We start from the raw sequence: 11531 nt of genomic DNA on the forward strand, positions 1-11531 counted from the left end.
CGATGAGTGCATGATCGCCAATGTGCTCATCGTTGGCATTGCCTTTTCTAATCAAATGCTGTCAACCCCTCAAACCTGTGCATAACTCCATAACTAACACATGGCAAGCCAGATATTTCTCCATGAAAGTTGGCGGTTTAGTTTCACTCCACCCGTTAAACTATAGAAAGAATGAAGAAAAGCCCGGACACCGTCCGGGCTTTTTCTATTCCTGACCTCAAAAGGAAGTCCAGACCTATGTCACCTGTTTCGAAGACTTTGACACTAAAAGCAGGGGGAGGGGGGTACCCTCTCTCTACAGATAGATCAAGGCTGGGTGACCCGGACGCTGACGCCTGCTCCCTGCAGAGGGACCGTCGTCAGCAGCGCGTCGGTGTCAGTCCGGATGACCGTCATGAAGTTCGACTCCGGCGACACGACGTAAATCTTGCCGGTAGGAGTTCCGGTGGTCGCCGCAATCCAGCTCGGGTGCCCGTTCGCCGCCGCGGAGAGCGGGTCGGTCGACAGCGGCAAGGGAATCGTCGCCGTGACCGTGTTGCTGGTCAGGTTGACGACCGAGACCGTGCAGTTCCCCAGCGGCGCTGAGGCCGTGGGTGCCGCGCAGGGCTGGCTCACGTTGCCCTTGTTCAAGACGTAGGCGCGGGTGCCATCCTGCAGCACCGCAACCATGACCGGGTTGATCCCTACTGGTACGTTGGCGATCAGCGTGCCGAAGCCGACGGCGTCGACCGGGTTGTTCGGGTCGCAGTTCGGATTGGTGGGCTGGGCGATTGCCGAGCAGAGCGGGATGCTGAAGATACTGATCGACCCCTGATGAACGCCGTCACCCGCATTAGCAACGACGAGCTCGTTGAGCGTGGGGGCGAAGTCGGCCCAGACGGGCGCGGTGCCGTTCGGATCGGTGAGGGTCGGCGTTGTATCGAGCTGGTTGGTCTGGGCGTTGATGACGGAGATGTCGTTGCTGCCCTGGTTCATGATGAAGGCGCGGCGGGTGTCGGCGGTCATGACGCCGTAGACGGGATCGATGCCGACTGCGATGGGATTGACGTCGATGGTGTTGCTGACGGTCTCAATGGTGGAGACCGTGCCGTTGCTGCCGCTGTTGGCTTTGCTGACGACGTAGACGCGCGGCGCGCTGGCCACACCCACAACGTAAGTGGGCGTGTAGGCGCTGTCGATGGGCAGCTCCTGCTTCAGTGCAAGCGGCGTGCTAGTGTACTGGGCGACGGAGTTGCGGCCGGGCTGCGAGATGTAGGTGTTGAGGCCTTCGGGGTTGATGCTGGGCGGAAGGATACCGTTGTTGTCGAGCAGCGTGCTCTCAAGCACCTGACTGCTAAGCAGACTGGTGGTGATGGGGAAACTGGTGAGGGTCTTGTCGCTATTGAGCGTGTAGGCGTTGACGCCGGAGGTATCGAGCGCGAGGTAGTAGGGGTTGACGCCTACGTTTGCGGTGATGAGGACCGTGTCGCCGGAGAAGTCAACCATGGTAGCCAGGCCGGGCGTATTAGGACCGGTACTGGAGATGGCGATGGCGTACTTGGTGGGCTGACCCGCCGGGCCGACGGGGTTGATGGCCGTAACGACTGGGCGGTATTGATCGCCACATCCTGCCAGCGCTGCGAACACAACCGCGCCTGCCGCAAGGGCGACGACGGAGCGCATGGTCCGCGCGAGGGAACGATTGGAACGCCGGGACGGCTCGGACGGGGTGATTCCTTCTGCTTCAACTCTTGCTAAACGCAAAACTGCTCCCACGGTACGGCTGGTGTTGGCTATGCTCAAGGTTTGATTGTAAATCAGAGCGAGGGATGAAGTTGGCGCGGGAGGAAGAAATGCCGGATGTGCTGAAACGGGTTCCTGCGGAGCGGGAGCGGTGGCAGTCGCGGGCGCTGGTGTGGGTGGTGGGGACGCTGCTGGCAGTGGCCGCGGTTGCGCCGGTGGTGGTGGACTTTCACGGATGGCGCGGCTTGCGGGTGGTGGCGCTTCCCTTCCTGTTAAGCGCTATGTTTGCTTTGCTGGTGTGGGCTTTGCGCGCGGCTACCGGCGCGGCGGCGGTGATGGGATTTTTTGTCTGCTTCATTCTGGCTGGGCGGCCTGTGGTGTCGTCTGCGGTTTCGGGGCGGATTGTCTTTCATCCGGCGATTGCTGCGCTGGTTGCGGTCTTTGTGCTGACTTATGTGGCGACTCGATTTGGGCGGGCCAGGAAGGCTGCTCGTGGACTGGCGGAGGCGCGCAAGGGGCTGCGCGCTGCTTCGCAGATTGTTGCCAACTTGGGTGTAGCTGCGCTGGCTGCGGCTGTGGGCAGCTATGCCGGGTGCATTGCGGCACTGGCGGAGACTGCGGCGGATACGGTGTCGTCGGAGATTGGGCAGGCTGTTGGCGGGCCCGCGTGGCTGATTACTTCGTGGCGGAGGGTTTCTCCGGGAACCGATGGCGGTGTGAGTTTAGTGGGGACGGTTGCGGGTGTTTTGGCTGCGCTGGTGATTGTGGGTTTTGGCGGGCTGCATCATGCTTTGTGGCCGGAGGGGTTGGTGGTGTTTGTTGCTGCTTGTGCGGGGCTGGTTTTTGATAGCTTGCTTGGCGCGACGGTGGAGCGGCGGGGGTGGGTGGGGAATGATTGGGTGAACTTTGCTTCGACTTTGTTTGCGGCGGCGGTGGCGGGGGTGTTGGGGCGGTGGTGATTCTGAAGAGTATGGAAGATATCGGTAGAGAAGCGGGTTTCTCCGCTCCGTTGCGCTCCGGTCGAAATGACAGCGTTGGGGGTAGGTGAGAAACGACAAGAGCAACAGCAGATTCCTCCGCTGCGCTGCGGAATGGAAATGCGAAAGCTGCTGATTGGGCCTTGTACTTTCCCACCCATCGCATAAAGCCGCGATGGATGGGGCACCCGAGCGGCTGTGGCGGTTCGGAAAAAAGCGGTTCGCGCTTTGCGCAAAGGTCCCAGGTCTCAAAAGCGAGACCTGGGGCACCCGTTATTGAAGCGATACGGCAACCGGTCTCAGTAGGGGTCTTCTTTGCCTTCGAACCAGCTGGTGTTGAGGCCGAGGCGGAAGGCGGTGTAGCTGAGGATCTCGTGGAAGTAGCGCGAGGCGCTGTCGTAGCGGTCGAGATGGCCGATGGTGGCGCGGGGCGAGGTGTAGACTTCGAGGCCGGCGTCTTCGCAGAGGGCGCGGATGCGGAAGAGATGGGTGGCGTCGGAGACGACGACGATGTGCTCGAAGCCGTTCTCGCGGGCGATCTCGGCGAGGCGGGCGACCTGCTGCTGGGTGTCGGTGGAACGGGTTTCGGCGATGATGCTGCCGAAGGGGACGCCGTTGGCGAGGAGATAGTCGCGGCCGACGCCGCCTTCGGTGAGGCCGGAGTCTTTGTCGCCGCCGCCGCCGAGGGTGATGATGATGGGCGCGATCTGACGATGGTAGAGGTCGAGCGCGTGGTCGAGGCGCGCGTGGTAGACGGGCGATGGACGGCCGTTGTATTCGGCTGCACCGAAGACGGCGATGGCGTCGGCGGGCTGCGCGTTGTCCTGGCTGGCGACGGTGTTGATCTGTGAGTAGACCCAGAGGCACCAGCCCGCCGCAAGCAGGATTGCGAGCACGGAGAGGTGACGGAAGAGTTGGCCGCCAATGCCGCCGCGTCGGCGCAGGTTGGTCTGGGGAACGATCATCGTCAGAGAACCGGCAGAGGTTTTAGTGTATAGCGGCTGCTAGCGTTGCAGCGTGAGGACGATCTCGTGCGTGGGGATGGCGCCTTCGCGGACGATCATCCAGGAGTTGCCGCCGCCGGAGAGGTCGACGATGGTGGTGGGGGTGGAGCGGGCGGTGGGTCCGCCGTCGACGATGAGAGGGATCTGGTCGCCGAGCTGCTCGCGCACGCCGCTGGCATAGGTGCACTCGGGCAGGCCGGAGAGGTTGGCCGATGTTGCGGTGATGGGCAGGCCGAGTGATTTGACGACGGCGCGCGGGATGGCGGCTTCGGGGACGCGGAGGGCGAGGTTGCCGGTGTTGGCGGTGACGCGCAAGGGGAGGCGCGAGCCGGCTTTGACGATGATGGTGAGCGGGCCGGGCCAGAATTTTTCGGCGAGGCGGTCGAAGGCGGAGTCGATGTTGCGGGCCAGCTCGTAGGCCTGGGCGACCTCGGAGATGAGCAGCGAGAGTGGCTTGTGGCGAGCGCGGGTTTTGAGCTCGTAGATGCGGTCGACGGCTTTGAGGTTGACGGGGTCGACGGCGAGGCCGTAGAAGGTGTCGGTGGGCAGGGCGACGACGTGGCCATGGTTGAGGCTTTGGACGACGTGGCTGATCAGCTCGGGTTCGGGCTCGTCGGGATGGATGCGGAGGGTTTCTGCCGTCAAACTGTTGGTCTCCTGTGTCTTGCTGGTCGCCGCGCGGGGCTGGCCGTGGCGATTGGACCACAATTCCGCACCATAGCACACCGCTCGGCACGGCTCAATGACAGGTGAGGTCACGCGCGTGAACAGCGTAAGATTTACCTCAACGGGTTCGAGACACCAGTCACTAAGATGCTGATTTCAAGCAAGACGAATACGCGGGTGAAGCAGTTGCGCGCCGCCTTTGACGGCAATGCGCGGCTGGGCGGCGGGCTGGTTGCGATTGAGGGCCTGCATCTGCTGGAAGAGGCGCTGCGGTCGGGGATTGTGCCGGAGACTGTGTTTCTTGTTGACGGGCGCGAGGTTCCGGAGCTGCCGCGTGGGGTTGAGGTGGTTCGGCTGACGGAGGCGGTGTTTCGCAGTGCGGTGGAGACGCCTTCGCCGCAGGGGGTTGCGGCGCTGATTGCTCCTCCGTCGTTTGGGATGGAGGACGCGCTGGTTGGGACTCCGCTGTTGGTGATTGCGGCTGGTTTGCAGGACCCGGGGAATCTCGGGACGCTGGTGCGGTCGGCTGAGGCGTTTGGGGCAACTGGCGTTTTGACGACGCCGGGGACGGTGAGCGCGTGGAACCAGAAGGCGCTGCGGGCTAGTGTAGGGTCTGTGTTTCGTGTGCCAGTGGTTGGGGTGAGTACTGACGATTTGCGTGGGTTGAAGGTGCGCGGGGTGCGGCTGTTTGCTGCGGTGGGTTCGGCGGATGGGCGCACGGAGTCTGCTGTGGATGCGGACTTTGCGGGTGCGTGCGCGTTGATGATTGGCAATGAGGGCGCGGGGCTTGGTGCGGAGTGGATGGAGTTGGCGGATGCGCGGGTGACGGTTCCCTGCCCGGGACCGGTTGAGAGCCTGAATGCTGCGGTTGCAGGGTCGGTGCTGCTGTATGAGGCTTCGCGACAGAGAGCGGCGGTTCATTCCTCCCATCGCTATAAAACCGCGCGCACTGCACCTGCTGAGGTGGCGCGATGAGTTTGTTCGATGCTTCGCCGGTTGCGAAGGCGGCTGGTGTTTCGCGGCAGACTCCGCTGGCGGAGCGGATGCGACCGAGGACGCTCGATGAGTATGTGGGGCAGGAGCATCTGCTTGCGCCGGGCAAGCCGCTGCGGCTGGCGATTGAGGGCGATGATCCTACGTCGATGATCTTCTGGGGGCCTCCGGGGACGGGCAAAACTACGCTTGCGAAAATCATCGCCCACATGACGCAGGCGAGCTTCATTGAGTTTTCGGCCGTGCTGTCTGGCATTAAGGAGATCAAGCAGGTGATGGCTGAGGCCGAGAAGGCCGCAGGCTATGGCTCGCGCACGATTTTATTTGTCGATGAGATTCATCGGTTCAACAAGGCGCAGCAGGATGCGTTTCTGCCGTATGTGGAGCGCGGGACGATTCGGCTGATTGGTGCGACGACGGAGAATCCTTCGTTTGAGATTATTGCCGCGCTGCTTTCGCGGTGTCGTGTTTATACGCTGCAGCCGTTGACGGAGGAGCAGATTGTTTCGCTGCTCGTGCGTGCGCTGCATGACAGCGAGCGCGGGCTTGGTGCTTCGGGGATTGATGCGGATGATGAGGCGCTGGCTACGATTGCGGCCTACGCCAGCGGCGATGCGCGCAATGCTCTGAATGCGCTGGATGTTGCGGCGAAGCTGGCGCAAGGGCGCGGCGAGAAGCGGATTACGAAGACGCTGGCTGCAGAGGCTTTGCAGCGGAGGGTGCTGCTCTATGACAAGCAGGGCGAGCAGCACTATGACATCATCTCGGCGCTGCATAAGAGCGTGCGGAACTCGGACCCGGATGCTGCGCTGTATTGGATGGGGCGGATGCTGGAGGCGGGCGAGGACCCGATGTATGTCGCGCGGCGTGTGGTGCGGATGGCGGTTGAGGACATTGGGCTGGCTGCTCCTGAGGCGCTGAATCTTTGCCTGAGCGCGAAGGATGCGATGCACTTTCTGGGGCATCCGGAGGGTGAGTTGGCGTTGGCGCAGGCGGTGGTTTATCTGGCACTCGCGCCGAAGTCGAATGCGGTTTACACCGCCTATGGCGCGGTGCAGGCGGACATTGAGGCTACGGCAGCGGAGCCGGTGCCGCTGCATCTGAGGAATGCTCCGACGAAGCTGATGAAGGAGCTGGACTACGCCAAAGGCTATCAGTATGCGCATGATGTTGAGGGGAAGGTCGCGGACATGGAGTGTCTGCCGCATTCGCTGGCCGGGCGGCGGTACTATCTTCCGACTGGCGAGGGTCGAGAGAAGCTGCTGGCGCAGCGGATGGATGAGATTGCGCGGATTAAGAAGAGTAAGCGCTGAAATGTGCTGTGTATGTCTGCCATCTTCTGCATTGGTGAGGATGTGGTAGGAAAAAGCAGGTCCTCCCGCCTACGGCGGAAGGATGACAACTGAAGTATTGACTGGAACAATCCTCCGCTACGCTACGGAATGGAAATACAAGGTGACGAGAAGAAAAATGTGCAGGCCTTAGACGGCGGTGACGAGGTTGGCGTCGCGCCAGACGCGCCACTGGTTGTCGGGGCCGCGGCGGAAGGCGGTGAGGGTGTTGCCTGCGCGCTTCGTTGTTGTACCGCTGAAAATGGGCACGATATCGACTTCGATGTAGTTCCAGCAGAGTGCGAGGTCGCCCTTCACGGTGATCTCCTGTACCGTGGAGCGGGACAGGGCTTGAACGGAGCGGACCATGGATTGGAACGCGCTGATGAATTCAGTGCGGTGCATGGGTGGTCTTCCGGGGATGAGGAAGGTGACGTCTTCGGTCATCAAGTTCAGCAGGGCGTCGAGGTTGCCCTCGAATGTGGCTTTGGCCCAGGTGTCGATGACGGCTCGGATTTGCTGCTCGTCTTGATTGGGAGTGGTCATGGGTGCACGTCTTTTTTTAGAGCGTCGAGCACGATTTGTTTTGTCAGGAGCTCTGGGAGCACATCGGCGTCGGCGTCTTTACTTGCGGGGTAGATGACGTAGGTGGGGACGCCGCTGCGGTTGATCGAGGCAAGCTCGCTGGTGATTGCGGGGTCGTAGTGCGTCCAGTCGGCTTTGAGGAGCGTGACGTTGCCCTTGCGGAATTCGCGCTGGACTTCAGCGGACTTGAGGACGAGGCGCTCGTTGACCTGGCAACTGAGGCACCATGCGGCGGTGAAGTCGATGAAGACCGGATGGCCTTGGACGCGGGCCTGGTCGAGCGATTGCTGTGAGTAGGGCTGCCAGGTGAGCGTGGTGTCTTTGGGTTGGTAGAGCGGGATTGCGAGCGCGATGGCGGCGATGATGATGGCGGCGATGGCGCTCTTCCAGCGTGCGGGCCACTTGCCGAGGACCCAGCCGGCGATGGCGAGCACGAGGAAGCACCAGAGGAGGTGGACGGCGTGATCGACGCCGGGGACGCCGACTCCGCCTTCGCCGGAGTAGAGGTAGCCGTAGACCCACGCGAGCCAGATGGCGGTGCCGAAGAGCGGCACGGCGGTGAGGTGTTTGAGCGTCTCCATCCACGGACCGGGGCGTGGGAGCACGCGCGTCCATGCGGGCTGGAAGCTGAGTGCGAGGTAGGGTGTGGCGAGTCCGAGGGCGAGTGCGGTGAAGACGGCGAAGGTGACTCCGGTGGACTGGGCGAGCGCGAAGCCGATGGCTGCGCCCATGAGCGGGGCGGTGCAGGGGGTGGCTACGACGGTGGCGAGGACTCCGGTAAAGAAGCTGCCGGTATAGCCGGGTTTTTGGGCGAGGTCTCCGCCGACGCTGGTGAGCGAGAGGCCGAGCTCGAATTGTCCGGCGAGCGAGAGTGTGAAGAAGAAGATGCCGGAGGCGAGCAGCGCGACGAAGGTGGGGGATTGGAGCTGGAAGCCCCATCCTGCCTGGCTGCCGCCGGAGCGCAGCGCGAGCAGCACGGCGACGATGATCCAGAAGGAGACGAGGATGCCGAGCGTGTAGACGAGGCCGTGGCGGCGGAGACGGCTGCGCTCTTCACCGGAGGACTGCACCAGCGCGAGGCCCTTGAGGAAGAGCACCGGGAAGACGCAGGGCATCAGGTTGAGGATGATGCCGCCGAGGAAGGCGAGGCCGATGGCTGCGAGTGTGGACGTTGAGGACTTCTTCGCGACGACCGGGACTTCGCCGGGTGTGACGGGCGCGGTGACGTCGTAGGCTTCGGTGGGGCTGAGTTTGAGGACGCCGTGGAGTGTGGCGGGGAGCTTCGTCAGCTCTGGCGCGCGTGGGACGCGGAGGCGTACGCCGCCGGGGACTGCTTCGACTGTTTGGGGCGCGGCGTTGGCGATTTGCTCCTGGTCGAAGGGATAGAACTCGGCGTTGTTCGCAGTGCGGCCGGTGAGGGTGAGGACGAAGTCGGATTTGCCGCCGGTGATGGTGAAGCGCGTGCCGGACGGTGGTGGCCTAGGGATGAGGCTGAGGGCTTGTGCGAGGTCGCCTGTGGGCGCGGCGGGTGCGGCTCCGGGGACTACGTTGAGGTCGAGGCCGAGATGGGCTTTGCCGGGGATGCAGACCTCACGGCAGACGAGCCAGTCGACTTTTGCGTCGAGGTGGATGTGGCCGGGTTTGGCGTCTGGCGCGGCGGTGATTTGTATGGGGAAGGTGACGCTGTTCTCGTAGCCGAAGTCCATCAGCGGGCCGAGCGGTAGGCGCGTGGGGATGGAAAATTGCATCGGCGCGGCGGTGATGCCTTGCGGCAGCGTCCATGTAATTTTTGGCGGCTCGCCGGAGTCGCCTGCGTTTTGCCAGTAGACGTGCCAGTGGCTGTCGAGGGTGAAGTGCAGGCCGGCCTGAACTGTGCCGCCGGGGGCAATCTGATTTGCAGCGGAGATGAGTTCGACGGTGAGATGCTGCGACTTCGCGGGGCCGGGGCCTCCGTCGCCGACGACTTGAATCTGCGCGATGGCTGGTGCGCTGGGCAGGAGTGCGCAGAGTGCGAGCAGGAAGAGTGTTTGGAGACGGCGCATGGTCATCTGTATGGATTGTAGGACTTCGATGGGGCGAGGTTGGTTACAGGCTGCTGAGATGGCGGTGTTCGACCATGATGCAGTGGTCCATGACGACGTGGATTCCTCCGGCTTCGGCTCGTGCGGCTGCTTCACGGTTGAGGATGCCGAGTTGCACCCAGAGGTTTTGGAGGCCGAGCTGGAGCATCTCTTCGACGATGGCGGGAATGTATTGCGGAAGGCGGAAGACGTTGACGATGTCGGGCTTGATGGGAAGATCGGAGAGCGAGGCGTAGGATTTTTCGCCGAGCACTTCGTCTACGGTCGGGTTGACCGGAAGAATGCGGTAGCCGTGACGCTGCATGTATTCGGGGACGTAGTGGCTGGGCTTGGCTGGGTTTGCCGAGAGACCGATGACGGCGATGGTGCGAGGCGGTGTGCCGAGCATGGTGCGGATGGTTTCGGATTCGTTCATGTCGGCAGTCTACTTGTTCCAGATGCCGAGGAGGCGGCGAAGGAAGATGAGCTCGCCGAGATGGTATGCGTTGTGGTCGGCAATGAGGAGCGCTTCGCGTAGAAGGTTCTGCCCTTCACCCCAGCGGAAAGGCTTGTAAAGATCGGCGTCAGGGTTGAGGATGAGCGATTCGAAGGTCTCCTGATCTTTGCGGATGGCTGCGATGGATTGCTCCCATGCGCGCGGCCCCTGCGGAACTGGCGATTTGGGCCAGTAATCGTCGGGCCATTGCATGGGCTGGTAACCTCCGGTGGGCGGCACGGAGAAGTCGAGGATGTCGCGCTGGGCGATGCGGAGGTGCTCGAGTATCTGCCAGGCGGAGTGCTCGAGGCCCTTCGGGGCAACGCCGCGCTGCTCTTCCGGCACATTTGCAATCGCGTCGTCGAAGGTGACGTGCGCGTGGCCGCCGCGCAAGAGGGCTACTAGCTGCTCGCGTAACGGCTTCAGTGCGTCTACAGAGCGCTGCGATTGGTCGGTGCGGTTGGCTTTGCCGAGCATTCTGCCTCCATCAGCCATAATGGTAGGTTGGATGCTCGGCAGGGTTGTGAGGTGCGGAAAGATTTCTCACCTATGCGAGATCTTCTTCCGCCATCTCGGCCGGGAGATTTCCTTCGCGGCGCATCTTGAGGTAGCCGCGGATGAAGGGTTCGAGATCGCCGTCGAGGACGCGGTCTACGTCGCCTACTTCTACGCGCGTGCGCAGGTCCTTTGCCATGCGGTAGGGCTGGAGCACGTAGCTGCGAATCTGCGAGCCGAACTTGATGTCGAGCTTCGAGTCTTCGAGCTTCTTCGAGACGGCGCGCTTCTTTTCTAACTCATATTCATAGAGGCGTGAGCGGAGCAGCTTCATTGCTTTCTCTTTGTTCTTGTGCTGCGAGCGTTCGTTCTGGCAGCCTGCGACGAGGCCCGTCGGAAGGTGCGTGATGCGTACAGCGGAGTCGGTGGTGTTGACGTGCTGGCCGCCCTTGCCGCCGGAGCGATAGGTGTCGATGCGGAGGTCATCGGGCTTGATGTCGATGACGATCGTATCGTCGATCTCTGGTGAGACGAAGACCGAGGCGAAGCTGGTGTGGCGGCGCTTGGCGGAGTCGAATGGCGAGATACGCACGAGGCGATGGACGCCGGTTTCGCCGGAGAGCAGGCCGAAGGCGTATTCGCCCGAGATGGTGAAGGTTGCGGACTTGATGCCAGCTTCGTCGCCATCCTGCACTTCGTTGATCTCGACCTTGAAGTTCTGGCGCTCGCCCCAGCGGATGTACATGCGCATGAGCATCTCAGCCCAATCCTGTGACTCGGTGCCCCCTGCACCTGGGTGAACGACGACGATGGCATTGAGTGGGTCGCTTTCGCCAGAAAGCATGGTTTTTTCTTCGAGGTTTTCGGTGAATGCGAGCAGCGCGGGAATCTCGCGGGCGAGGTCGGCTTCGGTGTCTTCGCCTTCTTTGGCGAGCTCGAAGTAGGCTTCGATGTCGTCGGTGCGGCGGGCGAGTTCGGTGTCATCGGCCAGCAGTGTTTCGATGCGCTTGCGCTCGCGCATGAGTGGCTGCGAGCGTGCGGGGTCGGCCCAGATGGTGGGGTCGGCTGTCTTTTCTTCAATAGCAGCTAGTTCACGGCGAAGGCGGGCGGAGTCAAAGATACTCCCGCAGATCGCGCACTTTCTCGCGGACCGGGGAGTAAGAGTATTCGAGATCACTAAGCATGTAACTATTTTACTTTAG

11 protein-coding genes are annotated in these 11531 nt (G+C 62.3%); 3 read left to right on the top strand and 8 right to left on the bottom strand.

All coding sequences use genetic code 11. From position 1 onward, the window contains the following. Window positions 1-306: 306 nt before the first annotated feature. A complete protein-coding gene (locus IEX36_RS05255) occupies window positions 307-1743 on the bottom strand; it encodes a YncE family protein (RefSeq protein WP_229668732.1) in 1437 nt (478 codons plus the stop codon). 65 nt (window positions 1744-1808) lie between these two features. On the opposite strand from IEX36_RS05255, the gene IEX36_RS05260 reads away from it, so the two are divergent. Then, window positions 1809-2681, top strand: coding sequence for a DUF92 domain-containing protein (locus IEX36_RS05260; RefSeq protein WP_188758226.1), 873 nt, complete (start codon window positions 1809-1811; stop codon window positions 2679-2681). 317 nt (window positions 2682-2998) lie between these two features. Here the strand turns inward: IEX36_RS05260 and IEX36_RS05265 are convergent, their stop codons facing one another. Together IEX36_RS05265 and IEX36_RS05270 are read right to left on the bottom strand one after the other, a co-directional pair. After that, window positions 2999-3664, bottom strand: a complete 666-nt coding sequence (locus IEX36_RS05265) for a YdcF family protein (protein ID WP_188758227.1) — start codon at window positions 3662-3664, stop codon at window positions 2999-3001. A 39-nt stretch (window positions 3665-3703) separates the two neighbouring features. After that, on the bottom strand, window positions 3704-4348 hold the full coding sequence (locus IEX36_RS05270; protein WP_188759842.1) for an L-threonylcarbamoyladenylate synthase: 645 nt from the start codon (window positions 4346-4348) through the stop codon (window positions 3704-3706). Between the two features lie 168 nt (window positions 4349-4516). Here IEX36_RS05270 and IEX36_RS05275 point away from each other — a divergent pair, with 168 nt between their 5' ends. Together IEX36_RS05275 and IEX36_RS05280 are read left to right on the top strand one after the other, a co-directional pair. Further along, on the top strand, window positions 4517-5344 hold the full coding sequence (locus IEX36_RS05275; RefSeq protein ID WP_229668733.1) for a TrmH family RNA methyltransferase: 828 nt from the start codon (window positions 4517-4519) through the stop codon (window positions 5342-5344). After that, a complete protein-coding gene (locus IEX36_RS05280) occupies window positions 5341-6675 on the top strand; it encodes a replication-associated recombination protein A (protein WP_188758228.1) in 1335 nt (444 codons plus the stop codon). The genes IEX36_RS05275 and IEX36_RS05280 overlap by 4 nt, the downstream gene beginning before the upstream one ends. 168 nt (window positions 6676-6843) lie before the next feature. Here the strand turns inward: IEX36_RS05280 and IEX36_RS05285 are convergent, their stop codons facing one another. From IEX36_RS05285 to prfB, 5 genes are all read right to left on the bottom strand, one after another. Then, on the bottom strand, window positions 6844-7239 hold the full coding sequence (locus IEX36_RS05285; RefSeq protein WP_188758229.1) for a YybH family protein: 396 nt from the start codon (window positions 7237-7239) through the stop codon (window positions 6844-6846). Beyond that, the gene (locus IEX36_RS05290) at window positions 7236-9320 is read right to left on the bottom strand and encodes a protein-disulfide reductase DsbD family protein (protein WP_188758230.1); all 2085 of its coding nucleotides are present in this window, start codon (window positions 9318-9320) and stop codon (window positions 7236-7238) included. Before IEX36_RS05290 ends, IEX36_RS05285 begins: the two co-directional genes overlap by 4 nt. Window positions 9321-9363: 43 nt before the next feature. Continuing rightward, the gene (locus IEX36_RS05295) at window positions 9364-9774 is read right to left on the bottom strand and encodes a CoA-binding protein (RefSeq protein WP_188758231.1); all 411 of its coding nucleotides are present in this window, start codon (window positions 9772-9774) and stop codon (window positions 9364-9366) included. A gap of 9 nt (window positions 9775-9783) precedes the next feature. Continuing rightward, complete coding sequence (locus IEX36_RS05300) at window positions 9784-10311, bottom strand: DinB family protein (protein ID WP_188758232.1); 528 nt, start codon at window positions 10309-10311, stop codon at window positions 9784-9786. Window positions 10312-10381: 70 nt separating this feature from the next. Further along, window positions 10382-11513 (bottom strand): peptide chain release factor 2 gene (gene prfB / locus IEX36_RS05305; protein ID WP_188758233.1). Its coding sequence is split into 2 segments (ribosomal slippage): window positions 10382-11443 and window positions 11445-11513, totalling 1131 coding nucleotides; the frame shifts between segments, so codons are not numbered across the junction. Window positions 11514-11531 lie beyond the last annotated feature (18 nt).

This window comes from Edaphobacter acidisoli, from assembly GCF_014642855.1.
Classification (GTDB): domain Bacteria; phylum Acidobacteriota; class Terriglobia; order Terriglobales; family Acidobacteriaceae; genus Edaphobacter; species Edaphobacter acidisoli.